The organism is Mitsuaria sp. BK041 (genome assembly GCF_014193085.1).
GTDB lineage: Bacteria > Pseudomonadota > Gammaproteobacteria > Burkholderiales > Burkholderiaceae_C > Roseateles.
Genome location: NZ_JACHYT010000001.1, coordinates 2,575,309 through 2,600,936 on the forward strand (window position 1 = coordinate 2,575,309; position 25,628 = coordinate 2,600,936).

At 71.9% G+C, this 25,628-nt stretch carries 22 protein-coding genes; 14 read left to right on the forward strand and 8 right to left on the reverse strand.

What is annotated here, in order from left to right:
- Positions 1–5: 5 nt before the first annotated feature.
- From FHT38_RS10890 to FHT38_RS10900, 3 genes are all read right to left on the reverse strand, one after another.
- Entirely contained in the window at positions 6–3,596 is a 3,591-nt protein-coding gene (locus tag FHT38_RS10890) for a response regulator (RefSeq protein WP_183491769.1), read from the reverse strand.
- Between the two features lie 111 nt (positions 3,597–3,707).
- Complete coding sequence (locus FHT38_RS10895) at positions 3,708–4,499, reverse strand: beta/gamma crystallin-related protein (protein WP_254783339.1); 792 nt, start codon at positions 4,497–4,499, stop codon at positions 3,708–3,710.
- A gap of 111 nt (positions 4,500–4,610) precedes the next feature.
- Positions 4,611–5,708: a response regulator gene (locus FHT38_RS10900; RefSeq protein ID WP_183491770.1), complete on the reverse strand. Its 1,098-nt coding sequence runs from the start codon at positions 5,706–5,708 to the stop codon at positions 4,611–4,613.
- A gap of 206 nt (positions 5,709–5,914) precedes the next feature.
- Between FHT38_RS10900 and FHT38_RS10905 the strand changes: the two genes are divergently transcribed.
- From FHT38_RS10905 to FHT38_RS10930, 6 genes are all read left to right on the forward strand, one after another.
- A complete protein-coding gene (locus FHT38_RS10905; protein ID WP_183491771.1) occupies positions 5,915–6,805 on the forward strand; it encodes an STAS domain-containing protein in 891 nt (296 codons plus the stop codon).
- On the forward strand, positions 6,802–7,236 hold the full coding sequence (locus FHT38_RS10910) for an STAS domain-containing protein (RefSeq protein WP_183491772.1): 435 nt from the start codon (positions 6,802–6,804) through the stop codon (positions 7,234–7,236). Before FHT38_RS10905 ends, FHT38_RS10910 begins: the two co-directional genes overlap by 4 nt.
- Positions 7,223–7,630 (forward strand): anti-sigma regulatory factor, encoded by a 408-nt coding sequence (locus FHT38_RS10915; protein ID WP_183491773.1) that lies wholly within the window; start codon positions 7,223–7,225, stop codon positions 7,628–7,630. The genes FHT38_RS10910 and FHT38_RS10915 overlap by 14 nt, the downstream gene beginning before the upstream one ends.
- A 2-nt stretch (positions 7,631–7,632) precedes the next feature.
- Entirely contained in the window at positions 7,633–8,673 is a 1,041-nt protein-coding gene (locus FHT38_RS10920) for a SpoIIE family protein phosphatase (protein ID WP_183491774.1), read from the forward strand.
- 92 nt (positions 8,674–8,765) lie between these two features.
- Complete coding sequence (locus tag FHT38_RS10925) at positions 8,766–9,707, forward strand: sensor histidine kinase KdpD (RefSeq protein WP_091725340.1); 942 nt, start codon at positions 8,766–8,768, stop codon at positions 9,705–9,707.
- Entirely contained in the window at positions 9,704–11,698 is a 1,995-nt protein-coding gene (locus FHT38_RS10930; protein WP_183491775.1) for a response regulator, read from the forward strand. The genes FHT38_RS10925 and FHT38_RS10930 overlap by 4 nt, the downstream gene beginning before the upstream one ends.
- 24 nt (positions 11,699–11,722) lie before the next feature.
- On the opposite strand, the gene FHT38_RS10935 is transcribed toward FHT38_RS10930, so the two are convergent.
- Positions 11,723–13,855 (reverse strand): TonB-dependent receptor domain-containing protein, encoded by a 2,133-nt coding sequence (locus FHT38_RS10935; RefSeq protein ID WP_183491776.1) that lies wholly within the window; start codon positions 13,853–13,855, stop codon positions 11,723–11,725.
- 182 nt (positions 13,856–14,037) lie between these two features.
- Here FHT38_RS10935 and FHT38_RS10940 point away from each other — a divergent pair, with 182 nt between their 5' ends.
- From FHT38_RS10940 to FHT38_RS10950, 3 genes are all read left to right on the forward strand, one after another.
- Entirely contained in the window at positions 14,038–15,450 is a 1,413-nt protein-coding gene (locus tag FHT38_RS10940) for a sorbosone dehydrogenase family protein (protein ID WP_183491777.1), read from the forward strand.
- 162 nt (positions 15,451–15,612) lie between these two features.
- Positions 15,613–15,936, forward strand: a complete 324-nt coding sequence (locus tag FHT38_RS10945; RefSeq protein ID WP_183491778.1) for a helix-turn-helix transcriptional regulator — start codon at positions 15,613–15,615, stop codon at positions 15,934–15,936.
- Positions 15,933–17,426 carry a type II toxin-antitoxin system HipA family toxin gene (locus FHT38_RS10950; protein ID WP_091724776.1) on the forward strand — a complete coding sequence of 498 codons (1,494 nt, stop codon included), beginning with the start codon at positions 15,933–15,935 and terminating at the stop codon, positions 17,424–17,426. The genes FHT38_RS10945 and FHT38_RS10950 overlap by 4 nt, the downstream gene beginning before the upstream one ends.
- Before the next feature lie 13 nt (positions 17,427–17,439).
- On the opposite strand, the gene FHT38_RS10955 is transcribed toward FHT38_RS10950, so the two are convergent.
- The 3 genes from FHT38_RS10955 to FHT38_RS10965 form a co-directional block, all read right to left on the reverse strand.
- A complete protein-coding gene (locus tag FHT38_RS10955) occupies positions 17,440–18,003 on the reverse strand; it encodes a hemerythrin domain-containing protein (protein WP_091724777.1) in 564 nt (187 codons plus the stop codon).
- Positions 18,000–18,644, reverse strand: coding sequence for a hypothetical protein (locus tag FHT38_RS10960; RefSeq protein WP_183491779.1), 645 nt, complete (start codon positions 18,642–18,644; stop codon positions 18,000–18,002). The genes FHT38_RS10955 and FHT38_RS10960 overlap by 4 nt, the downstream gene beginning before the upstream one ends.
- A 206-nt stretch (positions 18,645–18,850) precedes the next feature.
- On the reverse strand, positions 18,851–19,843 hold the full coding sequence (locus FHT38_RS10965) for an SDR family oxidoreductase (protein ID WP_217648416.1): 993 nt from the start codon (positions 19,841–19,843) through the stop codon (positions 18,851–18,853).
- A 138-nt stretch (positions 19,844–19,981) separates the two neighbouring features.
- Between FHT38_RS10965 and FHT38_RS10970 the strand changes: the two genes are divergently transcribed.
- From FHT38_RS10970 to otsB, 4 genes are all read left to right on the forward strand, one after another.
- A complete protein-coding gene (locus tag FHT38_RS10970; RefSeq protein ID WP_175538128.1) occupies positions 19,982–20,194 on the forward strand; it encodes a hypothetical protein in 213 nt (70 codons plus the stop codon).
- A gap of 126 nt (positions 20,195–20,320) precedes the next feature.
- Complete coding sequence (locus tag FHT38_RS10975; RefSeq protein ID WP_141225294.1) at positions 20,321–20,887, forward strand: hypothetical protein; 567 nt, start codon at positions 20,321–20,323, stop codon at positions 20,885–20,887.
- Positions 20,884–23,175 carry a trehalose-6-phosphate synthase gene (locus tag FHT38_RS10980; protein ID WP_183491780.1) on the forward strand — a complete coding sequence of 764 codons (2,292 nt, stop codon included), beginning with the start codon at positions 20,884–20,886 and terminating at the stop codon, positions 23,173–23,175. The genes FHT38_RS10975 and FHT38_RS10980 overlap by 4 nt, the downstream gene beginning before the upstream one ends.
- Positions 23,172–23,957, forward strand: coding sequence for a trehalose-phosphatase (gene otsB, locus FHT38_RS10985; protein WP_183491781.1), 786 nt, complete (start codon positions 23,172–23,174; stop codon positions 23,955–23,957). The genes FHT38_RS10980 and otsB overlap by 4 nt, the downstream gene beginning before the upstream one ends.
- 63 nt (positions 23,958–24,020) lie before the next feature.
- Here otsB and FHT38_RS10990 read toward each other — a convergent pair whose 3' ends face one another.
- A complete protein-coding gene (locus FHT38_RS10990; RefSeq protein WP_183491782.1) occupies positions 24,021–25,142 on the reverse strand; it encodes a mechanosensitive ion channel family protein in 1,122 nt (373 codons plus the stop codon).
- Between the two features lie 83 nt (positions 25,143–25,225).
- Here FHT38_RS10990 and FHT38_RS10995 point away from each other — a divergent pair, with 83 nt between their 5' ends.
- On the forward strand, positions 25,226–25,582 hold the full coding sequence (locus FHT38_RS10995) for a hypothetical protein (RefSeq protein ID WP_183491783.1): 357 nt from the start codon (positions 25,226–25,228) through the stop codon (positions 25,580–25,582).
- Positions 25,583–25,628 lie beyond the last annotated feature (46 nt).

A 25,628-nucleotide genomic window follows, 5' to 3' on the forward strand; every position in this document is an offset into this window, starting at 1 on the left:
CATCCTCAGCGCGGCATCCAGACCCGCACCAGCGAGAGCAGCTTCTCGATGTCCAGCGGCTTGGCGATGTAGTCGTTGGCGCCCGCGGCCATGCACTTCTCCTGGTCGTCCTTCATCGCCTTGGCGGTGAGCGCGATGATCGGCAGCCGCTTGAGCTCGGGCCGCGCGCGGATCTCGCGCATCGCGGTGTAGCCGTCCATCTCCGGCATCATGATGTCCATCAGCACCAGGTCCACCGGCGCCTTCGCGCCCGGTCCCTGCAGCGGCGCGGCCAGCCGCTCCAGCGCCTCGCGGCCGTTGCGCGCGATCTCCACCTTCACGCCCTTGGGCTCCAGCACCGCCGACAGCGCGAAGATGTTGCGCACGTCGTCCTCGACGATCAGCACCCGCCGCCCCTCCAGCATGTTGTCGCGCGCCCTCACCTCCTTGAGCATGCGCTGGCGCTCGGGCGGCAGCTGGGCCTCCACCTGGTGCAGGAACAGCGTGACCTCGTCGAGCAGCCGCTCGGGCGAACGGGCGCCCTTGATGATGATCGAGCGCGAGTAGCGCCGCAGCTGCTGCTCCTGCTGCGGCGACAGCGTGTGGCCGGTGTAGACGATCACCGGCGGGAAGGCGACGTCGTCCTGCCGCGCCATCTGGTCGAGCAGGTCGTAGCCGCTCATGTCCGGCAGGTTCAGGTCCATGACCATGCAGTCGAAGGTCGACTGGCGCAGCGCCTCCAGCGCCTCGGCGGCGGTCGACACGCCATGGATGCGGACCTCGTCCGCCGCCAGCAGGTGGCGGATGCTGTCGAGCTGCCGGGCATCGTCCTCGACCACCAGCACCGTGCGCAGGCGCTGCGAGAACTTGGCCTCCAGCCGCTGCAGCGCGATCTCCAGCTCGTCGCGCTTGACCGGCTTGAGCGCATACCCCACCGCGCCGCGCTCGAGCGCCTCGTGGGTGTAGTCGGCCACCGAGATCACATGCACCGGGATGTGCCGCGTCAGCGGCTCGCGCTTGAGGCGGTCCAGCACGCCCAGCCCGGAGTGGTCCGGCAGGTTCATGTCCAGCAGGATCGCGCTGGGCGCATAGCGCTGGGCGACGGACAGACCGTTCTCGGCCGTGTGCGCCATCAGGCAGACGAAGCCCATCTCGCGGATCAGGTCGCGCAGGATGAGCGCGAAGCGCGGGTCGTCCTCGATGACCAGGATGGCGCGGTCGCCCGGCACCCAGGAGAGCCGGTCGTCGTCGAGCTGCGGCAGCCGCGGCTCGGGCGCGGCAGGCGCCGGCTCGCGCAGCAGCGACACCGCCAGGCCGTCGGCGCCCTCCTCCGCCTCGCCGTCCGCCGGCAGCTTGGCCTGGAAGGCGGCGATGGCCGGCGGCGCGGTGATCGGCGACTGCGCCGGCGACAGCGGACGCTGCACCTGGCCGTCGGCCGGCAGCTCGTGCGTGGGCGGCAGCACCAGGCTGAAGGTCGAGCCCTCGCCGGGCGCGCTGCGCAGGTGGATGTCGCCGCCCAGCAGCCGCGCCAGGTCGCGCGAGATCGACAGGCCCAGCCCGGTGCCGCCGTACTTGCGATGGGTGCTGCCGTCGGCCTGCCGGAAGGCCTCGAAGATCGGCGCCTGCTGGTGCGCCGGGATGCCGATGCCGGTGTCGGTGACCGCGAAGGCGATGCGGCCGTCGGCGGTGGCGCCCACCTCCATGCGCACCGAGCCGCGCTCGGTGAACTTCAGCGCGTTGGACAGCAGGTTCTTGAGGATCTGGCCCAGGCGGGCCTCGTCGGTCTCGATCCATTCGGGCGCGCCGGGCGCCAGCTGCAGGCCGAAGGCCAGGTTGCGCTGCGCGGCGATCGGCGCGAAGACCTGCGTCAGCTGCTGCAGCAGGCGCGGCAGCGACACGCGGTCGATCTGCATGTCGACCTTGCCGGCCTCGATCTTGGACAGGTCCAGGATGTCGTTGATCAGCGCCAGCAGGTCGTTGCCGGCCGAGCTGATGGTCTGCGCGAAGCGGACCTGCTCGTCGCTCAGGTTGCCATCCTTGTTGTCGGCCAGCAGCTTGGCCAGGATCAGGGTCGAGTTCAGCGGCGTGCGCAACTCGTGGCTCATGTTGGCCAGGAACTCGCTCTTGTACTGGTTGGAGCGCTCCAGCGCCTCGGCGCGGTCGGTCAGCTGCGCCTGGGCCTGGGTCAGCTCCGAGCGCTGCAACTCGAGCTGGCGTGCCTGCTCCTCGAGCTGGGTGTTGCTTTCCTCGAGCTCGGTCTGCTGCTTCTCCAGCCGCAGCTGCGAGTCGCGCAGCGCGTTGCCCTGCTCTTCCAGCTCCTCGTTGCTGGCGCGCAGCTCCTCCTGCTGCATCTGCAGTTCCTCGGCCTGGCGGCGGCTCTCCTCGAGCAGCGACTCGAGCCGGCTGCGGTCCTTGGCGGCACGCAGCGCCATCGCCAGCGGCTCGGCCACCCGCGCCAGCAGCTCGCGCTCGGCCTCGCCGACGTGATGCAGGAATCCGAGTTCGACCACGCCCTGCAGGCGCCGGTCGACGCCGATCGGCGCGATCAGCAGCTCGGTCGACGCGGCCCGCCCCAGCGCGGAGCTGACCGGCAGGTAGTCGGCCGGAAGCCGCGTGACATGCACCGGCCGGCGATCGCGCGCCGCCTGGCCCACCAACGTGTCCCCGCCGCGCACCACGGGCGCGGACTCGCCCTCCGCCGCGACCGGCAACGCATAACCGCCCACGCGCAGGTAGCTGCCGTCGTCCTGGGTGACGTAGAAGGCCCCCACCCGGGCGTCGGTCCAGCGCGCCAGGAAGCTGGTCGCGACGTCGGCGAGCCGCTCCACATGCGGGTCGCCCTGCAGCTCCACGCCCAGGCCGGCCAGGCCGGCCTTGAGCCACTCCTCGGTGCGGGCGGCGCGATGGGCGCGCGCGCTCAGCGCGGCCGCGACCGCCGTCAGCACCAGCAGCAGCGCCGAGCCGCCCCACATCATCCCGGCCGTCTGCTGGACGGCGGCGTCCCAGAGCGCGCGGCGCTCGGCGGCGCGATCGCGCTCCTCGCGCTCCATCTCGCCCAGCAGCGTGCGGATGCGCTCCATCAGGATCCGCCCCCGGTCGCCCTGCACCACGGTCACCGCGCCGATGCCGTCGCCCTTGCGGCGCATCGCGATGGATTCCTCCATCTCGCCCAGCTTGGCCTTGACGAGCTGCTCGACCAGCTCCAGCCGGGCCAGCTGCGAACGGTAGTTCTGGAAGCTCGCGCGCAGGCGCTCGGTCGCGGCCGGCAGCGTGACCTGCGCGGTGTTGAACGGCAGCAGGTAGTTGTCCAGGCCGGTGATCAGGAAACCGCGCTGGCCGGTCTCGGCATCCTTGATCGCCGAGCCCAGCGCCTGGATCTGCTCCTGCACGGCCAGGGTGCGCGCCATCGCATCGGCGGCCTCCGCCTGCGTGCGCTGCGTGCGCCATGAAAAGGCGGCGACGACCACGATGGTGAGCACCGCCAGCGCGAAGCCGAGCAGCGTGGGCAGCGGGAGCCATTCATGGCGGCGGGCGAGCGCGCCGCCGAGGTTCGCGCTGTTGGCACTGGTGGCGCCGGTGGCGCTGGCGAGGGGGCCGGAAGTCGTCGTGGTGTTCATGAATGCATGAATGAGAAAGCGGGGCGGCCGGGACGGGGGCGCATGCTAGCGCGCCCTCGTCCCGGCCGGTCCCCGGGATCCTCTCGGGGGGCTGTCGATGACCCTGGCCGGTCACTCGCGCGGCTCGCCGCGCGCATTGACCGTCACGGTCGCTCCCGGCGGCTGCCGGGTCTGCATGTAGTGCTCCTGTCCGTTGAAGCGATAGGTCACGTCCCAGTACTGCGGGTTGCCGCCGTTGGGCGCCGCGCCGCAGCGCTGCACGTTGCGCACGTCGTTGCGGTTCACGTTGCTGCCCACCACCGCGCCGCCGATCGCGCCGGCCGCGGTCGTCACCGCCTGCCCGCTGCCGCCGCCGAACTGATGGCCCAGGATGCCGCCCAGCACGCCGCCGATCACCGCGCCGCCGACGTTGGGCCGGTCCCGCACTTCCTTCTGCTCGATCCAGCAGCGTTGCTGCTCGTTGCCCATCACGGCGCGCACCGAGACCACCTGCGCCTGATACAGCGTCTCCTCGCCGCGGCGGTAGTAGGTGGGCTGCGGCTCGGGGCCGTAGCGGTCGCGGCCGACCTCGGCGCGCTCGTCCACGCGCCGCGCCGAGCTGATCCGGTTGTCGAGGCCCATCGAGCGCAGCGACGGGTAGCTGCCCGGCTGCAGCACGCGGCAGCGGCCGCGATAGTCCGGGTCCTCGCAGACCTCCCAGCGCTCGCCGCGCACCTCGATCGAGGACGCGCGGTCGTTGAAGCCGATCTCCTTGAGGAAACGCACCTGCGTGTCGATGCCGCCGGTGCGGCCGCGGAACTGCTCGTCCTCGTAGAAGGTGATGTCGGCCATCGCCTGGCCGGCCAGGACGCAGGCGGCGGCCGCGACGGCCGCCTTCATCGTGCGGGAGCTGCAAGGCTTCATGACGATCCCCATCGTGTTGATGCGATGCCTCCACTGTGGTCCAGCGGCGCGCCGGGGTCTGTCGGGCCGCGCTGGCCCGGGCTGTAGGACGCCACGCCGCATCGGGGCCTCTCAACGTTCCGACTGCAGTCGCGGCAGCAGCAGCTCGAACATCGTGCCCTGCCGCGCCCGCGACGCGCCGATCAGCGAGCCGCCATGCGCGCGCGCCACGCGCTCGGGCTCTTCCAGCCCCGGGCCGACCAGGGCCGAGGACATGCCCGACACCGGTTCGGTGCCGCCGAACAGGTGGATGGCGGCCTCGGGTTCGAGCACGCGATCGAAGCTGATGCGCAGCGTCAGCGAGCGATGCGCCGCGCCGTCGACCTGGATGCGGATCCCGCAGTCGCCGGCATGCGTGGCGCCTTGCATGATCAGCCGGTCGATGGCCTGGGCCATCAGTTCCGGATCGAAGTCGCCGGTGGTGTCGCCGACGCGTTCGAACGCGGGCGGCACCCACATCACCGCCTGGTTGCTTTCGACGTCCAGGCGCTGTGCCGCCAGCGTGGCCAGGTCGCCGCGCACCGGCTGCACCTGCAGCAGCTCGCAGGGCCGCCGCGCCAGGCTGCCCAGGTGGTCCACCTGGCGCCCGAGCAGCGTCGCCGCCGCCTTGACGCGCTGGCCGGCCTTCTGCAGCGAGGGCGACTCGGTCTGGCGGATCAGCAGCTCGGCGTTGAGCATCATGACCGACAGCGGGCTGCGGATGTCGTGGCTGAGCGCGCCCAGCATCAGCGCGTTCACCCGCGCCAGGCGTTCCTGCTCGACGATGCGCTCGGCCAGCATCAGGCGCTGGCGGTGCAGGTCGGCGAAGACCGCGACCTTGCTGCGCAGCACATGCGCGTCGACCGGCTTGTAGATGAAGTCGACCGCGCCGGCCTCGTAGCCCTTGAAGCTGCGCTGCGCCTCCTGGGAGCCGGCGGTCAGGAAGATGATCGGCACGTGCCGGGTACGCTCCGCCCCGCGCATCAGCTCGGCCAGGGTGAAGCCGTCCATGCCCGGCATCTGCACGTCCAGCAGGGCCAGCATCACGTCATGCACCAGCAGCAGTTCGAGCGCGGCGGGACCGGATTCCGCCGTCAACACGCGCAGCCCCGAGTCGGCCAGCAGCGCCTTCATCGCGAGCAGGTTCTGCGGCTTGTCGTCCACCACCAGCACGCTGATCTCATCGGCCACGTCGTTCTCCCAATCGTTGGTCTTGAATGTCTGACAGGGGCACTGGGCAAACGGCATGCCCATTTCGCCCCAGGGCTTACCCGCCCCCAATGCTCGCCCCGTGACGCCGGAGCGGGTGAGGTCGGCAGAGTACGATCGCGGCCGCCGCGCCATCCCGCGCACCCTTCTCCCCGCATCACGGCGTCAACCGCGCCCAAGAGGACCCGATGAAACAGAACAGCGCCGCCGTCGAAGATCTCCTGTCCACCCAGCGCGACCGGGTGCTCGCCGAATGGCAGGCCGAACTCGCCGCCGGCGGCCGCGCGCTGGCCAGCGAAGGCCGCGAGACCGGCGAACTGCTGGACGCCCTCCTCGCCGGCGTGCGCGCCACCGGCAACACCGAGAACTTCGACGACGCGCCCTGGGCGCCTTTGCGCGAGGTGCTGGCGAGCCTGTCGCGCTCGCGCGCCGCCCAGGGATCGACCGCCGCCGACACCAGCCGCTTCGTGCTGGCGCTCAAGAAGCCGCTGTTCGCCGGCCTGCAACGCCGCTTCAGCGACCAGCCGGCCGCACTCGTGGACGCCACCTGGGAGGTGTCCTCGCTGCTGGACCACATGGCGCAGCACACCGTCAGCACCTACCAGCGCAGCCGCGAGGACATCATCGCCCGCCAGCAGCAGGAGTTGCTGGAACTCTCCACCCCGGTCGTCAAGCTGTGGGACGGCGTGCTGGCGGTGCCGATGATCGGCACGCTCGACAGCGGCCGCACCCAGCTGGTCATGGAGACGCTGCTGCAGCGCATCGTGGAGACCGGCTCCGCGCTGGCGATCATCGACATCACCGGCGTGCCGACCGTCGACACGCTGGTCGCGCAGCATCTGCTCAAGACCGTCACCGCCATCCGGCTGATGGGCGCGGACGCGATCATCAGCGGCATCCGGCCGCAGATCGCGCAGACCATCGTGCACCTGGGCATCGACCTGGAAGGCATCACGACCAAGGCGACGCTGGCCGACGCGCTGGCGCTGGCGATGCGGCGCGCCGGCTTCGTCGTCTCCAAGGCCAAGGCCACCCCGGGCGCCATGAGCGGAACGGCCGGCACGGGCGGCGCCGCATGACGACGCGCATCCCCATCCTGCGCATGGGCAGGACGCTGCTGGTCACCATCCAGGTCGACCTGCAGGACCAGACCGCGATGGCGCTGCAGGACGACCTGGCCAACCGCATCCAGGACACCGGCGCGACCGGCGTGCTGATCGACATCTCCGCGCTGGAGATCGTCGACTCCTTCATCGGCCGCATGCTGGCCGGCATCTCCGGCATCGCCCGGGTGCTGGGCGCCAACTCGGTGGTCGTCGGCATGCAGCCGGCGGTGGCCATCACGCTGGTGGAGCTGGGCCTGTCGTTGCCGGGCGTGAGCACCGCGCTGGACGTCGAGCGGGGCATGGCGCTGCTGCGCCGCGCCGACGCCCTGGCGCAGGCCGGGCTGGACGAGGACGAGGCTGCATCGACCGACGACATCGAGGAGCCGCCCGGTGCCGGCCGCTGAGTCCGCCGGCGCGCTGCCGATCCGCGTCGAGTCCGACATCGTGCTGGCGCGCCAGCTGGTGCGGCGCCTGACGCAGGAGCTGCGCTTCTCCCTGGTCGACCAGACCAAGATGATCACCGCCGCCAGTGAGCTGTCGCGCAACACGCTGATCTACGGCGGCGGCGGCGAGATGGCCTGGCAGTTCGTCCAGGCCGGCGTGCGCACGGGCCTGCAACTTGCCTTCGTCGACCAGGGGCCGGGCATTCCGGACCTGGAGCTGGCGATGAAGGATGGATGGACCTCGGGCAACGGGATGGGCATGGGCCTGTCCGGCAGCAAGCGGCTGGTGAACGACTTCGAGATCGAGTCCGGGCCCGGACGCGGCACGCGCGTGACGATCACGCGCTGGAAGTAGCCATGCGTCCGCTTCGTCGCTTCCCCATCGACGACGTCAGTCAGGTGGGCGAAGCCCGGCGGGCCGCGCAGGCGCTGGCCACCGAACTGGGCTTCGACGCGGACGCCGCCGGCCGGCTGGCCCTGGTGGTGACCGAGCTGGGCACCAACCTGGTCCGGCATGTCGGCCCCGGCCGCAAGGCCGAATTGCTGGTCGGCCCCGACGTCGCGCGCGATGCGGGCCCGCCCGCCGTGCAGGTGCTGGCCATGGACCAGGGCGACGGCATGGACCTCGAGCGCTGCCTGCGCGACGGCTACAGCACCGGCGGCTCGTCCGGCACGGGCCTGGGCGCGATCCGGCGCCAGGCCGACCGCTTCGGCGCGTTCTCGGCGCCTGGCCGGGGCACGGTGATCGCCACCCGCTTCACGGTGCGGGGCGAGCGCACGTCCGTGCCCGCGCGCCCTGCGGCCTTCGACATCGCCGGGCTGTCGCTCGCGGCGCCCGGCGAGTCGGTGAGCGGCGACGCCTGGGCCCTGCGCCGCGACGGCACGCAGTGGTCGCTGGCGCTGGCCGACGGCCTCGGGCACGGGCCCGACGCGGCCACGGCGGCGGATCGGCTGATGGCGCTGCTGGGCGAGGCGGCGCCGGGCCTGCGGGCCTCGCCGGCCGCCTTCCTGGACAGCGCGCACGAGCCGCTGCGGAGCACGCGCGGCTGCGCCGCCGCGATGGTCGCGCTCGATGAAGGCGGCGCGTCGCTGCGCTTCGGCGGCGCCGGCAACGTCATCGGGCGCCTGATCTCCGGCGTGGCCGACCGCTCGCTGTTGTCGCAGCACGGCACGCTCGGCCTGCAGGTGCGACGCCTGCAGGACGTGGTCTACGATTGGCCGCCCCACGCGGTGCTGGTGCTGCACTCCGATGGCATCGTCAGCCGCTGGTCGCTGGCGGACACGCCCGGCCTGCTGCAGGCCGACCCGGCGGTCATCGCCGGATGGATCGCCCGGGACCACCTGCGCGGACGGGACGACGCGACCGTCGTCGTGGTGCGCCGCCATGAAGGACCATGACGGACGATGAAGGACCATGACGGACGATGAAGGACCGTGAGGACAGCGAGACAGTGAGGACAGTTGTCACAGTTGGAACGCGCATGACGCCCATGAACGACACCACGACCATCGCTCCGGATGTCGCCGCGCTGCAGGCCGCGCTGGCCGCGGCCCGCGCCCAGGTCGAGGCCTTGCAGAGCGAACTCGACGAGACCAACCGCGGCGTGCTGGCGCTGTACGCGGAGCTGGACACGCAGGCCCAGCAGCTGCGCCAGGCGACCGAGCTCAAGAGCCGCTTCCTCGCCTACATGAGCCATGAGTTCCGCACGCCGATCTCGTCGATCCGCAGCCTGACGCGGCTGCTGCTCGACCGCATCGACGGCCCGTTGACGCTGGAGCAGGAACGGCAGATCAACTTCATCCGCACCACGTCGGAGGAATTCGCCGACATGGTCAACGACCTGCTCGACCTGGCCAAGGTCGAGGCCGGCCGCATCGACATCTCGCCGGCCTGGTTCGAGCTGGTCGACCTGTTCGCGGCGCTGCGCGGCATGTTCAAGCCGGTGCTGGTCAACCCGGAGGTGCAGCTGGTCTTCGAGGAGCCGCAAGGCGTCTCGCAGCTCTTCACCGACAACGCCAAGCTCTCGCAGATCCTGCGCAACTTCATCTCCAACGCGCTGAAGTTCACCGCGCAGGGCGAGGTGCGCGTCAGCGCGGTGGTGGGCGACGGTCCGGACGGCGCGGACGAGGTCACCTTCTCCGTGCGCGACACCGGCATCGGCATCGCGCCGGAATTCCACGGCGCGATCTTCCAGGACTTCGCCCAGATCGACTCGCCGATCCAGAAGCGCCTGCGCGGCACCGGCCTGGGCCTGTCGCTCAGCAAGCGGCTGGCGGAGCTGCTCGGCGGCCGCGTCGCGCTGAGCAGCACGCCGGGCGTGGGGTCGGTGTTCTCGGTGACGCTGCCGCTGCAGCTGCCGGGCGCGACCGGCGCGACCGAAGCGGCCACCGACGCGGAGGCCAACGCAGTCAGGGAAGTGCCCGACGCATGAGCGAGCCCCACGCCATCGACCGCTCGCGGCACCGGCTGCTCGTCGTCAACGACGATCCGGTGGGCCGCTACACCACGGTGCGGCTGCTCAACGCGGCCGGTTTCCCGACGCTGGAAGCCGCCACCGGCGCCGAGGCGCTGCGCGCCGCGGAGCAGCGGCCGTCTGCCGTCGTGCTGGACATCCACCTGCCCGACATCGACGGCTTCGAGCTGTGCCGCCGCCTGCGCGCCCAGGCCAGCACCTTCCGTATGCCGGTCATCCACCTGACCGCCGCCTACCTCACCGACGAGGACAAGGTCCGCGGCCTGGACGCCGGCGCCGATGCCTACCTCACCCACCCGGTCGAGCCGGCGGTGCTGGTGTCCACCATCCAGGCGCTGGTGCGCACCCGCGAGGCCGAAGAGGCGATGCGGCGCAGCGAGGCCAAGTTCCGCGCCGTCTACGCGCAGGCGCCGATCGGCATCTGCCTGCTGCGGGCCGGCGACAGCACGCTGCTGGAAGCCAATCCCGCGATGCTGGCGCTGCTGGGGCTCGGCGCCGACCAGGGCGAAGCGGTCGCGGGCCGCCCGCTGACCGACTTCGTCGCCAGCGAGGACCAAGGCGCCGCGCGCGGTTTCATCGCGATGCTCGGCAGCGAGGGCGCGCGCGCGGAGTTCCCGCTGCGCTCGAGCGGCGGCCGCGCGGTGCCGGTCGAATGGACCGCCTCGCCGCCGATCGAGCCCGGCATCTGCATGGCGATGGCCTCGGACATCTCGCAGCGCCAGCTGCTGGCGCGGCAGCGCCAGGAACTGCTCGACCGCGAGCGCGTCGCGCGCGGCGAGGCCGAGCGGCTCTCGCGCATGAAGGACGACCTGATCGCGGTGCTGTCGCACGAGCTGCGCACGCCGCTGAACGCGATCATGGGCTGGACGCACGTGCTGCAGCGGCACAGCCCGCCGGAGCTGCTCGTCAAGGGGCTGGCGGCGATCGACCGCAACGTGTCGATCCAGGCGCGGATGATCACCGACATCCTGGACATGTCCCGGCTCAACATCGGCAAGCTGCCGCTGGCGCGCGAGCGCGTCGAGGCCGGCGCGGTGCTGCGCGAGGCGGCGGCGGTGGTCCAGCACACGCTCGACGAAAGCGGCCACCGGCTGGCGCTGGACCTGCGGGACGAGGCCACGCCACTGCTGGCCGACAGCGGGCGGGTGCAGCAGGTGATCTGGAACCTGATGGGCAACGCCGCCAAGTTCTCGCCGCGCGGCAGCACGATCACCCTGACGCTGCGAGCCGCCGACGGCGGCGTGCGCGTGGAGGTCCGCGACGAGGGCCAGGGCATCGCGCCGGAGTTCCTGCCCCATGTCTTCGACCGCTTCACCCAGAGTGACGCGGCCAGCAGCCGCCAGCACGGCGGGCTCGGCCTGGGGCTGGCAATCGTCAAGAGTCTGGTGGAGGCGCATGGCGGCTGGGTGGAGGTCCACAGCGAAGGGCGTGGGCGCGGCGCGGCCTTCCGCTTCTGGCTGCCCGGTGCCGACAACGCGCCGCCCGACGTGGACACCGGCCCCGGCATGCTGAGCGCCTTCGGCGCCCTCGGTGAGGCCGCCACCGGCGACGCGCCGGCGATCGTGCTGCCGGGCCTGCGGGTGCTGGTCGTGGACGACGACGTGGACGCCGGCGCGATGCTGAAACTGATCCTGGGCGAGCGCGGCGCGCAGGTGACCGTGGTCCACGGCGCGGACGAGGCGCTGCTGGCCCTGGCCGGCAACGCCTTCGACCTCTTGATCAGCGACATCGGCATGCCGGGTCGCGACGGCTACGACCTGGTGCGGGACATCCGCGGCCTCGAGCCGCCCGGCGAGCGGCTGCCGGCGATCGCGCTGACCGCCTTCTCGCGCGACGTGGACCGGCAGCAGGCGCTGCAGGCCGGCTTCGACGCCCACCTGGCCAAACCGCTCAAGCCGCCGCTGCTGATGCGGCTGGTGGCGCAGATCACCCGCGCGGACGTGGGCTGAGGCGCGCCGCGACCCGGCGCCGGATCAGCCGCCGCCCGGCGACGCGGCGCGCAGCGACAGGCCCAGCCAGAAGGCGCGGCCCGGCGCCGGCTCGTAGAAGCGGCCGTTGCCGTCGTTGACGATCACGCTGCCGGCGTAGCGACGGTCGGCCAGGTTGTCGATGCGGGCGGTCAGCTCGGCGCGCAGCGCACCGAGGGTCCAGCCATGACGGGCCCGGAGGTTGAGCACGCCGTAGCCGGCGGCCCATTCGCTGTTGAGGTCGTTGACCGCGGTGCGCTTGACGCCGCGCCATTCGACCGCCCACTCGCCGTCGCGCGCCGTCTCGAAGGGCCGCCAGGCCAGCTCGGCGTAGGCGCTGCCGCCGTGGGTGCCGGCGATGCGATTGCCGGACGGCACCGCCACGTTCGCGGATGGACAGGGCGTGCCGACACAGGTCAGGAATCCATCGCGGTATCGCGCCTTCAGCGTGCCGAGCGCCAGTTGGGCGCGCCAGCGCGGCGTCGCGTCCCAGCTGCCCGCCAGCTCCACGCCGCTGCGCCGGGTGCGACCGACGTTCTGGAAGCTCGACCGCCCGCCGCTGTTGGACAGCACGCCGATCTCATCGCGCGTCGCGACATGGAACACCGCGGCGTCCAGCGAGACCGTCCCCGCGCGCCACTTGGCGCCCAGTTCCTGCTGCATGCTCTTCTGCGGCCGCAGTCCCGCGTTGAAGCCGCCCTGCCCGTCCGCCCGGTAGGCGAGCTCGTTGAGCGTCGGCGATTCGAAGCCGCGGCCGACGGCGGCATGCAGCAGCAGCGCCGGCGTCAACCGCCATCCGAGTCCGACGGCCGGCGTCGCGTAGCGGTAGCGCATCGCGCCCGAGTCGTCGCCGTTGCTCAGGAAGCGGTCGCGCGCGGCCAGGCGCACGCGACCGGCGCGCAGGCCGGCGCTGGCGTCCAGCGTCGCCGTCAGCGGCAGTTCCAGCTGCGCGTAGGCCTCACGGGTGATCGCCTCGTTGCCCTCGTCGCGGCGCAGCGCGCCGGTGACGCCCAGGCGCTGGGCCGCGCCGCTGCCGACGAAGTTCTCGTAGCCCTGGCGGTCGTCCTCCTGGCGTTCCGTGTTCACGCCGGTGACCAGCGTCGCCGCGCCGACGCGCCACAGCGCCCGCGCGTCGATGCCGTCGTAGTCGCGGCTGAAGTCGACCACGCCGCCGCCGCTGCCCGGCGGCGTCTGCGCGGCGACGGGAATGGACTGCCACTGCGTCACCGCGCGCCGGCCCGCATAGGCCGTCAGCACGCCTTCCGCCAGCGGACTTGCCGCTTCGAACTGATGACGCCAGCGCAGGCCGAGCTGCGTCTGCCGGGCGTTCTTGCGGGTGTTGAACTGCGTCGCCGACGCCGCGGTCTGGTCCGGATCGGCGGCGAGCTGCGCGGCGGTCAGTCCCAGCGGATCCTGCGCGCGCTGGTCGATGTCGCTGAGCAGCATCAGCACCTGGTCGCGCGCGCCGGTCCAGGCCAGACGCCCGCTGGCCAGCGTCCGCCTGGCCGCGCTGTGCGGCCGGCTGCCGTCGACCTCCAGGTGGGACGCGCCCAGTCGGGCCTCCCAGCCGTCGCCGAAAGGCGTGCCGGCCTGGAGCCGCGTCTGGCGCAGGCCGGCGCTGCCGGCGTCCAGGTCCAGTTCCGCGAATCGCTCGCGCACCGGCGCGCTCACCAGCGCGATCACGCCGCCCGAGCTGTTGCCGTACAGGGCGGTGAAGGGCCCGCGCAGCACCTCCACCCGCGCGGCGGAGGCCAGGTCGAAGTGCGTCACCTGCCCCTGGCCATCGGGCATCGTGGCCGGGATGCCGTCGGTGTACAGGCGCAGCCCGCGCACGCCGAACGGGGCTCGTGCGCCGAAGCCGCGCGTCGACAGCTGCAGGTCCTGCGCGTAGTTCTGCCGGTTGTTGGCGGTGAGGCCGGGCACGCGATTCAGGGCCTCGGACAGATGGATGCCGGGGCCGGCGCCGCGCAGCGTGTCGGCGTCGACCACCGACGCCGCGTAAGGCGCGTCCTGCAGCGCGCGCTCGGACGTGCTGCCGGTGACCACCACCGCCGGCAGCGCGGCCGGCTGTCCCTGCGCCACGGCCAGTCCCCATCCCCACAGCGCCGCGGCGCCCATCCATTCCCTCGTCGATCGCATGAAGTCCCCGGTGAATGACGGACCGCGACGATACGCGGCCCGGCGCCCGAGGGAGCAATCGGGATGCCAGCGGCGTGCGACGCGCGCCGGGTCCGGGCACCTCGCTTGCTGGACCGCACGAGGTGCCGCGCCCGGACGCGGCGTCCCGGTCCGCGCACGGACCGATCCCGCCTGGAGTCCGCATGAACGACAACACCTTCCGGCGCCTCGCGCGCCCAGCCGCCGCCGGCCTCGCGCTGACGGCCCTCGCCGCCGTCGCGGCGCTCGGCCATCAGGCCGTGCTCGCGCTCGAGGCGCAGACCGCCACGCCGCCCGGCTACGGGCCCAACCCGACGCTGCCCGAGCCGCAAAGGACGCTGGTGCCGACGGTCAAGGTCGCCAAGGCGGTCGGCTGGCCCGCGGGCGGCAAGCCGCAGGCGGCGCCCGGGCTGGCGGTCACGCGCTTCGCCGACAAGCTGGACCACCCGCGCTGGCTGCATGTGCTGCCCAACGGCGACGTGCTCATCGCCGAGACCAACGCGCCGGAGCGCCCCGACGACGGCAAGGGTCCCAAGGCCTGGATCACCAAGCAGTTCCAGAAGAAGGCCGGCGCCACGCCCAAGAGCGCCAACCGCATCACGCTGCTGCGCGACACCGACGGCGACGGCGTCGCCGACCAGCGCTTCGCCTTCGCCGAGGGCCTGAACTCGCCCTTCGGCATGGCGCTGATCGGCAACAACTTCTACGTCGCCAACACCGACGCGGTGGTCCGTTTCCCTTACGCGAGCGGGCAGACCCGGTTGGCCGGCACGCCGGTCAAGGTGGCGGACCTGCCGGGCGGCACGATCAACCATCACTGGACCAAGAGCCTGATCGCCAATGCCGAGGGCACCAAGCTCTACGCGGGCATCGGTTCCAACAGCAACATCGCGGAGAACGGCCTGGAGAACGAGCAGCGTCGCGCCGCGATCCTGGAGATCGACCTGCAGAGCGGCGCCTCGCGCGTCTTCGCCTCGGGGCTGCGCAACCCGGTGGGCCTGGCCTGGGAGCCCACCAGCAAGGCGCTGTGGGTGGCGGTGAACGAGCGCGACGAGCTCGGCGACGACCTCGTGCCCGACTACATCACCTCGGTGCGCGACGGCGGCTTCTACGGCTGGCCCTACAGCTGGTACGGCCGGCACGTCGACGAGCGGGTCAAGCCGCAGCGGCCGGAGCTGGTCGAGCAGGCGCTGGTGCCGGACTACGCGGTCGGCGCGCACACGGCCTCGCTGGGGCTGGCCTCGGCGGACGGCAACAAGCTGACGCAGGACTATGCGCACGGCATGTTCATCGGCCAGCACGGCTCCTGGAATCGCAAGGTGCCCGCGGGCTACAAGGTCGTCTTCGTGCCCTTCGTCGGCGCCAAGCCCAGCGGCATGCCGATCGACGTGCTGACCGGCTTCCTCGACGCCAAGGGCCAGGCGATGGGCCGGCCGGTGGGCGTGGCGATCGATCGCCAGGGCGCGCTGCTGGTGGCGGACGACGTCGGCAACGCGATCTGGCGCGTGACGGCGGCCGGGCCTCGCGCGGCCTTCCCGGCCGCGGCCGGCGCGGCCAGCACGCCGGCTTCCCGCTGAGGAGCCGCGCATCGCGCGCCGTCGCGCCCTTCCCTTTCGACGGCAGCATTGGAAAATGGCACTTCGGTGCCATTTTCATTTTTATGCGCAATATATTGCCAATCTCTTGACACAGATCTGGCAATAAACTACGGTTTAATCGTCGATCAGCAATTCATTACCATGCTCACCCTCCCGGAAATCGCCGGCGCCCTCCGCGAAGCGGCCAAGCGCAATGGCTGGACGCAAGCGCGCCTGGCGGAATCGTCCGGCGTGTCGCCGCGCACGCTGACCCATGTGCTGAGCGGCGAAGAGGACTTCCGTCTCACCACGCTGATGGCCCTGGCCGACCGGCTGGGCCTGGAGTTGCTGCTGGTGCCCAAGGGCGCGGCGCGGGCGCTGGGCGCGGGCGAGGAGCTCGGCCCGCCGGTCCGGTCCGTCGTCACCGAGGCGCTGGACGCGCTGCACGCGCCCGCCGGGTCCTCCGTCGCCAAGGGGCCGCGATGAACGTCAAGGCGCTGGCCATCCACCTGGGGGAGCTCCGCCTGGGCGTGCTGTTCCAGTACGCCCTGCCCGGTGCGGCGGTCACCAATCGCTTCGTCGCCGACGAGGACCTGGTCGCGCGCGCCGGCGCCGTCATGCCCACGCTGTCGCTGTCGATGCGCGCGGCCACGCCGCAGGCGCAGGCGGCGGTCTGGCGCGACATCCGGTCCGCCAGCTTCAACGGTCGCCACTCCGCGAAGAACGGCTGGCTGCTGCCGGCCTTCTTCCAGAACCTGCTGCCCGAGGGCGTCTTCCGCGACCACGTCGCCGCGCTGCGCCAGTGCGCCCCGACCGACCACTTCGAGATGCTGGCCGCCTGCGGCAAGGATCTGCCCGGCAAGGTCCACGCGCTGCCGGTGGCGTTGTCGCGGGACGAGCTCGCCCGCTACGTCACCCAGGGCCAGGACGCGCTGGAGATGTCGGTCACCGCCGATCCGCTCGAGGAAGGCGTGTCGCTGTCGGGCGTGCAGCCCAAGCTCGGCGTGATCCGCGATGGCGACCGCTACGTCGGCCGCACCAAGGACCACGACACCCACATCATCGCCAAGCTGCCGGTCGTCGGGCAGCCGCTGCTGCCGGAGGTCGAGGACCTGACGCTGCGCCTGGCGCGCGCGGCCGGCGTGGACACCTGCGACGCGGCGCTCGAACCGCTGGAGCGCCTGGGCCTGCCGCATGGCTACGACCTCGGCGACGCGACGGGGCAGACCCGCTTCCTCGCGGTGACGCGCTTCGACCGCTCGCCGGCCGGGCGCATCCACGTCGAGGACTTCGCCCAGATCCTGGGCCGCATGCCGGAGGACAAGTACGGCGGTGGCCCCGATGGACGCCCGGTGACCTACCTCGACATCGCCGCGGTGCTGATGGCCGAGCCCTCGATGGGGCAGCCGGCGGTGCATGAGCTGCTGCGCCGGCTGGTGGTCAACGAGATGGTCGGCAATGCCGACATGCATCTGAAGAACCTCGGCGTGCGCTACCTCGACGGCCTCACGCCGACGCTCTCGCCGGCCTACGACCTGGTCGCCTACGCGGTGTACCACCGCCTGCGCGGCCATGCGCTGCTGATCCTGCCGCCGGAGTACCTGCCGCGGGCCGCGCGGGCTTCCGAAGGCGCGGCGACGGCACCGCAGTCGATGTCGCCGGCGCTGCTGCAGGCCTTCTGCGACCGGCTGCGCATCCCGGTCAAGCCGGCGGAGCAGGCGATCTCGCGCTGCGTCAAGGCGGCCTTCGCGCACTGGCCCGAAATGATCGAGGCGTCCCTGCTGACCGCGCAGCAGAAGCAGCGGCTGCTGGCGCACTTCCAGGCGCATGAGCTGGTGGCATCGCTGGCGCGACGCGCGGCACGCACCGCCGCAAAGGCCCAGACGGCCCAGTCTGTCCAGACGGCACAGGCATCCCCCTCGGCACAGACGGCCCCCATGGCCGAACGCCCCGGCGGCGAGGCGGCCTCCGGCTGAGGCCCATGGACGCTCAGGCGTCCTGCTGCCGCTCGTACTCCGCGCTCTCCTGGGCGAGTTCGTCGCGCCACTGCCGTTCCAGCTCGTCGCGACGGCGCCGCAGCGCGGTCGACAGCGACGACCAGTCCACCGACGAGGCATGCGTCAGCCGCGGCAGGATGCCCTGCTCCACGTCCTTGGCGTGATGGCTGACGTAGCGGCCCAGCACGCCGACCAGCGGCGCGAACTGCGCGTCGTCCGCGCGCATGCGCCGCAGCTGCGACATCAGGATGCGCACGACCAGGTGCTCGATCTCGGCTTCGTTGATCAGCCGGCGCTCCACCGCGCCGACCTCCGGACACTTGCGCACCGCCGGGTAGAACAGCTCTTCCTCCAGCGTCGCATGCACCGTCAGCAGCGCGCAGGTGCGGCGCACCAGCGCCTCGCAGGACTCGTGGTCCCCCAGCGCCCAGAGCCGGTCGAACTGGTGGAAGGCGTGCTGCGCGCGCTGGTGGTCGTCGATCAGGAGGGCCACGACCTCATCCCGCGCCATCAGGTCGGCGCGGAACTCGGTCCTCGGCAGGACATGGGCTCTCATGCCGGTTCCCCTTGCTCGAGGCACTCCGCCAGCGGCCGCGTCAGGCGTTGTCTGGCCGGTGTGGCGTGGTCGTCGTGATAGCGCCGGGGGCCGTCGGGGTGGACGCCCGGATCGTCCGGATGCTCATGGGGCGCCTGCTCGGGGCCGGGCGCGGGCGGCTCCGCGGGCGCGGTTTCGTCGGAGCGCTTCGGCGCCTCGGTCGGGCCTGGCGCGGGCGGCGAGGCGGCGTCCGGCCCCTCCCACAACTGCTGCCAGGACGACTCCCCGAGCGCCTGCGCATCGAGCGGCGCCTCGCCGAGGGCCTCAATCACGCCCAGGGTGCGCAGCGCGCCGCTGAGCGGATCGCGGCGCCGGAAGCGCCGGTCGCGCACGCGGTAGAGGTGCAGGTCGGCGCCGATCATCCGGTACTCGCGCACATGCCCGTCGCCATGCGGCAGATCGTCGGCGCAGAACGGCCGAGGCAGCTCGCCGGCATCGGCCGGCAGCACCGCGTGGTTCCACTGGATCGGGTCGTCGAGCAGCGCCTGCGGGGTCAGGCCGAGCAGCCCTTCCACCGAGGCGCTGACGTGCAGCAGGCGTTGACTCGCGACGTCGGCGCACCACACCAGGTGCCAGGGCGTCTCGAAGGCCTTGTCGTTCATGAGGCGGGTCTCCTTGGAACTTCCGGAGGGCGGGTGGCGCGGGCGGGGAACCGCCTTCGACAGGCTCCGGGCAATCGCGGTGCCGTCCCCGGTCCGGGGACGGCGGCTGCGGCCAGACCCCGGCGCGCGCCGCTTGGAGCGCGCCGTGGGAGCCGGCGTCGGCGCCAAGGTCGAAGGCGGCATGGAAGGCGGCGTCGGGCTGATCCTCAAATGGCGCCCACGCTGCCGGTCACCGGCAGCACGATGCCGGTCACGTAGCCCGAGCACACCGGCGAGGCGAGGTAGACGTAGGCCGGCGACAGCTCCTCGGGCTGCGCGGCGCGTTTCATGTCGCTGGTGGCGCCGAACTCGGACACCTTCTTGGCGGGCGAGTCGGCCGGGTTGAGCGGCGTCCACACCGGCCCGGGCGCGACCGCGTTGACGCGGATGCCCTGCGGCAGCAGGTTCTGCGCCAGCGACTTGGTGAAGGCATGGATCGCGCCCTTGGTCGAGGCGTAGTCCAGCAGCGTCGCGCTGCCGCGCAGGCCCACCACCGAGCCGGTGTTGATGATGCTCGCGCCCTGCTTCAGGTGCGGCAGGGCCGCCTGCGCCATGTGGAAGTAGCCGAAGATGTTGGTCCGGAAGGTCAGCTCCAGCCGTTCCTCGGTCAGGTCGGCCAGCGTCTCGGCGTGCTCCTGGAAGGCCGCGTTGTTGACCAGCACGTCCAGCCGTCCGAAGCGCTGCACGACCTTCTGCACTGCTTGCCGACAGAACTCCCGGTCCTGCACGTCGCCCTTGATCAGCTCGCACTGGCGGCCCTCGGCCTCCACATGGCTGGCGGTCTTGCGCGCGTCCTCGTCCTCGCTGAGGTAGACGATGGCCACGTCCGCGCCCTCGCGGGCGAACAGCACCGCCACCGCGCGGCCGATGCCGGAGTCCCCGCCGGTGACGATCGCCGTCATGCCCTCGAGCTTGCCGCTGCCGCGGTAGTCGGGCGCCAGGAAACGCGGCGCGAGGTCGAGATCGCCCTCCTCGCCCGGCTTGTCCAGGTGTTGCGTGGGGAAGCGGCTGGGCTGCTCGCGCGCGCCGGCCTGCACCGGCTCGTCCTTCGAGGACTTCCTGCCGGCTTCCTTGGCCTGCTTTTCCTGGTCCTTGACGTCCTGCTGATGCTGCACGTGCTGCTGCTTCTCCACGGTGTCCTTCGCGGTCTTCGTCGTCATGGGGTACTCCTTGGGAACGGTCGTCGATGCCGGGATTCGGCAAGCGCCGGACCGGGCTGCGCGCCTCCATGGCGGCGAAGCCGCCACTTGAAACCGGGCGCGCCGCTTGCAGGCACCCGTGCGACACAAGGACCGCTCATGACGCCATTCGCTCCGCCGCTCCACGCCCACACGGTGCCGCCCAGCCCGCCGCATCCGAACGAGGTGCCCTTCGTGCCGCCGCCGCCGCACGGCCCCACGCCGGAGCCGGACGACCAGCCGCCCGACGTCATCGATCCGCCCATCCCTGGCGAGAACCCGATTCCGGTGCGCGAGCCGCCCTACATGCCGCCGCCCACCGCCATCAACTGACTCCGGGCGAGCTGGCGAGCGGGCGAATCGCGGGCAGCGCGTTCGGAGAGAGGCGCGCACCAGCATCGGGCGGCACGGCGATTGCCAATGACAGGGGCTTGTTTCCCTCTGTCACAGGAGTCGCCTTTGAATGCATTGCTGCTCCCGGCGCTGCGCCGGGCATGCGCCGACGGCGTGTTGGCCAGCCTGTTCTCGGGGCTGGCGCTGTTGCGCGGCAGCCGGTCCGACCATGCCCATCTGGTCGGCCGTTCCGAGTACCGCGTCGGCCGTCCGCCGCTGAAATCCTCCGCCGCCAACCTTTTGCTACACACCGCCACCGGCCTGGTGTGGGGCGCGCTCTACGACCGCCTGCGGGCCCTGCGTGACCGCCCCACCCGCGGCAACGCCGTCACCGACGCGCTGCTGCTCACGGCCGTCGCGGTCGGCGTCGACCGCGTCGTCACGCCCAGCGTGCTCACCCCTGGCGCCGACAAACGCGCCACCGCCGCCGGCACGCGCCCGCCTTCGGCGATGAGCCTGCTGATGATCTACGGCGGCTTCGCGGCCGGCCTGGCGCTGGGCGGCATGCACGCGCTGCGCGACCATCCCCGCGCCAGCGCGGACGCTGAGAACGACAGCGATTACGGCGACTACGACGAGGACTTCGACGTCCTGGCAGACCCTGCGCCCCGCCGCGCAGGCAGCCGCGCATGAAGTCGCTGCATCTCCAGATCCGTTTCCTGGTTCCGCTGCTGATCACGCTGACCGTCGCGGCGCTGCTGGCGCTGCCGCTGCTGGACCGGATGACGCTGCGCTGGTTCTCGCGCGACCTGAGCGCCCGCGGCGAGATGGTCGCCAAGACCCTCTCCGTCGCCATCGCCGACATCGATCCCACCGCCAAGCGCGACCGCCTGCGCAACCTGCTCGAGCGCGGCGTGCTCGACGAGCGGCTGGTGGGCATCGCCATGTGCGCGGCCGACGGCACGCAGGTGCTCAGCACCAAGGGCTTCCCCGACACGCTGGGCTGCAAGGAGGCCGAGATCACCGCCGCGCGCAAGGATCCGCGGCTGGAGCTGGCCAGCGGCGCAGTGCACGTGGGCGTCTTCCCGGTCAATCCGCAGCAGGCCGACTCCGACCGCCTCGTGCTGCTGCACGACCTGAGCCTGCCCGACCGCCGCAGCCTGGACACGCGGCGCTACATGATCATCTTCATCACGGTGCTGGGCCTGGCGGTCGCGGGCATCACGATGGTCGTGGCGCAGCTGAGCTGGCGCGGCTGGGTCTCCGGCATGCGCGCGATCCTGCGCGGCGAGGGCCTGGTGCGGCCGCTGCTGGGCGGCGCCGCTTCCGACGGCAGCGGCCCGCAGACCGCGCCGCCCGAGCTGCAGCCGCTGGAGGTCGAGATCCGGCAGCACATCCGCGAGCTCGAGGACAACCTCTACCGCGAGCACGGCCCGCTCACGCCCTGGGACCCCGACCGCCTGCGCGGCCTGCTGCGCACGCAGCTGCGCGGCGACCAGGTCATCGTCGTCTCCAACCGCGAGCCCTACATCCACCAGCGCGGCCCGGGCGGCATCTCGGTCAGCCGGCCCGCCAGCGGCCTGGTCACCGCGGTCGAGCCAGTCATGCGCGCCTGCTCCGGCACCTGGATCGCGCACGGCAGCGGCAGCGCGGACCAGGACGTCGTCGACGCCAACGACCGCGTCGCCGTCCCGCCCGACACGCAGGAGTACGTGCTGCGCCGCATCTGGCTCAGCGACGAGGAAGAGCGCGGCTACTACCAGGGCTTCGCCAACGAAGGCCTCTGGCCGCTGTGCCACGTCGCCCATGTGCGACCGGTCTTCCGCGAATCCGACTGGGCGCAGTACCGCGCGGTCAACCAGCGCTTCGCCGACGCCGTCGTCGCCGAGGCGCGCGGCGACGACCCCGTGGTCCTGGTGCAGGACTACCACTTCGCACTGCTGCCGGCGATGGTGCGCGAGAAGCTGCCCAAGGCCACGATCATCACCTTCTGGCACATCCCCTGGCCCAACCCCGAATCCTTCGGCATCTGCCCATGGCGGCGCGAGCTGCTGCAGGGGATGCTGGGCAGCACCATCCTCGGTTTTCACACCCGCTTCCACTGCAAGAACTTCACCGAGACGGTGGACCGCTACCTGGAGGCCCGCATCGAGCACGAGCACTCCACCATCAGCTACCAGGGCGAGCCCACGCTGGTGCAGAGCTACCCCATCTCCATCGCCTGGCCGACCGACGAGGAACGCGCCGGCTGGCCCTCGCCGGCGGACGCGCGCGCGGCGGTCTTCGAGCGGCGGGGACTGGCGCCTGACACCGTCATGGCGGTCGGCGTCGACCGCTTCGACTACACCAAGGGCATCCTGGAGCGGCTGCACGCGGTCGAGCGCCTGCTCGAGAAGTACCCGCAGTGGCAGGGCCGCTTCGTCCTCGTGCAGGTCGCCGCGCCCACGCGCAGCGCGCTGGAGGAATACCGCGAGTTCCAGGACCGCATCCACCGCGTCACCGAGCGCATCAACCTGCGCTTCGGCGGCGCGGGCTACAAGCCGGTGCTGCTGCTGGCCGAGCACCACGACCACTCCGCGCTGATGGAGCTCTACCGCGCAGCCCACATGTGCGTCGTCACCAGCCTGCACGACGGCATGAACCTCGTCTGCAAGGAATTCATCGCCGCGCGAGACGACGACCAGGGCGTGCTCATCCTCAGCCGCTTCGCCGGCGCCGCGCGCGAGCTGCCGGAGGCGCTGGTCATCAACCCGTACCACGTCGAGGAAACCACCGATGCCTTGCACCGCGCCGCCACCATGCCGCCGCAGGAGCAGCGCGAGCGCATGGCCAGCCTGCGCATGACGGTGCGCGAGTTCAATGTCTACCGCTGGGCCGGCCGCATGTTGACGGACGCCGGCCAGTGGCGCCTGCGCGAGCGCATCACGCGGCGCGTCCAGCGCCGCGCGCGCGAGTCCGGCGAGGAGGCCCTCACGCCATGAAGCCGGTGCGATACCTGCTCGACGCGGAGGGCCGCGCCGCGCTCGCCCGCCTCATGACCCGCCGACCGCTGCTTGGTTTCGATTTCGACGGCACGCTCGCGCCCATCGTCATGCATCCGGACGAGGCGCGCATCCCGGCGCGCACGGCGGCCCTGCTCGCGCGGCTCGCGGAGCGCGTGCCGATCGCGGTCGTCAGCGGCCGCCAGGTCCTGGACGTCCGGCACCGGCTCGGCTTCAAGCCCACGCACATCGTCGGCAACCACGGCGCGGAGGACGAGTTCGACGGCCCGGACCCGCGCCTGGTCACCACGCTCGAGGCCTTCCGGGAACGGGCGCGGCGCCTCGCGCCGATGCTGGCTGACGCGGGCGCGACCATCGAGGACAAGGGCGCCTCGCTCGCCATCCATTACCGCTTGGCGCCCGACCCGGTGCTGGCGCGCGAGGCGATCGCGACGCTCATGCGCGAGTTGCCGCCGGGCGTCGAGGCGGAGCATGGCAAGCGCGTGGTCAACATCCTGGTCGAGAACGCGCCGGACAAAGGCGACGCCATGCAGCGCCTGGCCCGCCGCTACGGTGCCGAGGCTGGTTTCTACGTCGGCGACGACACCAACGACGAGCCTGCCTTCGAGCGTGCGGGCGACGACTGGGTGACCGTGCGCATCGGTCCTCGCCTGGACCACAGCCACGCGCGCTACTACCTGCAGGAGCAGTCGGAGATCGACGACGTCCTGCGCCTGATGCTCTCGCATCTCGACAGCTCCGGCTCCTACGCGCGCCCCTGACGCCGCACGTGACGTCGCAGGACGTCGGTGCAACGGGCTCAGTCTCCGCAGAACCAGCCGCCTTCAAGGCGCCGGCGACGGCGGCAACGAGGGTTTGATGACGGGTGCCGCCGGCGCTGGCACGTCTTCCACAAGCGCCCTCACCCTGGGCAGCGACTGCGGATAGGTTTTCTGCAGCCAGGCGATGAGCCCTTCCCTCAACTCGCATCGCAGGTCAAAGGCTTTCCCGGAGTCTTTCGCGCTGACCAGCACGCGGATCTGCATGGTGCGCTCGGTGGTCTCGACGACCTGCACGCCGCAGACGCGCCCATCCCAGTGGGTTGAAGCTTTGCACATCGCCATGGCCTTCTCCCGCAGATCCTGGACTGGGAGCGTGAAGTCGACCCACAGCATGACGGTGCCGAGGATGCTGGCGCTGGTGCGCGTCCAGTTCTGGAACGGGTGTTCGATGAACCATTGCAGCGGGATGACGAGCCGGCGTTCATCCCAGACCTTGAGCACGACGTAGGTGGAGGTGATTTCCTCCACCCGTCCCCATTCGCCTTCGATGATGAGCACGTCGTCGAGCCGGATGGGTTGGGCCATGGCGATCTGCAGGCCGGCGAGCAGGTTTCCGAAGACCGAGCGTGCGGCCAGGCCGAAGACGAGGCCGGCGATGCCGGCGGAGGCCAGCAGGCTGGCGCCGACCTGTTTCGCGCGGGGGAAGGTCATCAGCACGAAGGCCAGCGCGGTGAGCATCACCGCGCCCTTGGCCACGCGGGCGAGCACCTTGGTCTGGGTCTGGATGCGGCGTGCCGCGAGGTTGTCCTCGACGTCGGCCGGATGCATCAGCGCCACGCCCTGCGCGACGCCGGTGATCGCCCCGGCGCCGACGGCCGCGAGCGCGAGGATGGTCAGCACGCCCAGCAGGTGTTGCACGCCGCCGATGCCGGCGACGGTATCGGGCACGCCCTGGGCGGCGATCAGCAGGCCGATCAGCGGCAATGCCCAGCGCGCGGGGTTGTCGCAGCGTTTCACCACCGCGGTCAGCAGCGGCGAGAAGCGGGTCAGCCGCAGCGCGATCGGCCGCAGGATCGCGTGCAGCAGGAGCGCGCCCGCCACCACGGCCAGTGCGCCGAGCAACAACTGACCCCACAACAGCAGGTCGGCATCGAGGACGTTGAATCGGGTCTTCCAGGCTTGCATGCGGCCCGGACCGGCAAGTCCCGTTCCGACGCCGGGCCGCCCGCTTGCCGGACGGGGAGTGATTCCACGATCAGGAGACCGACATGGCCGACAGCAAGACCCGTCCGTCGCCCGGCGACGCGTCGCAACCGCGGCGCCTGCTGGACCAGGCGCCGGTCGCGCCGGGCACGCAGGCGCCCGACGCGCAGCCACAGCACCAGGAGGATATGCAGCTGCCTCACGAACGCGACCAGAGCGTGCGCGGCGACTCGACCGGCAGCCACGGTACCGGCGCCGCGGGCGAGCGCCAGCGCGAAGTCATGGGCCAGGCGGGCGACGACCTCAAGCAGGGACAGGTCGACACCGACCTGCGCACCACGCCCGGCCTGGATGCCGAGCGGCGTGACCGGCTGGTCCCCGGACCGGCGCCCTCCGGCCCCACGCGTCGCGGCGGCGGCTGACCACCGCCCCGCGCCTCCACGGCGCACCGCGCGCGCCCACGCCATG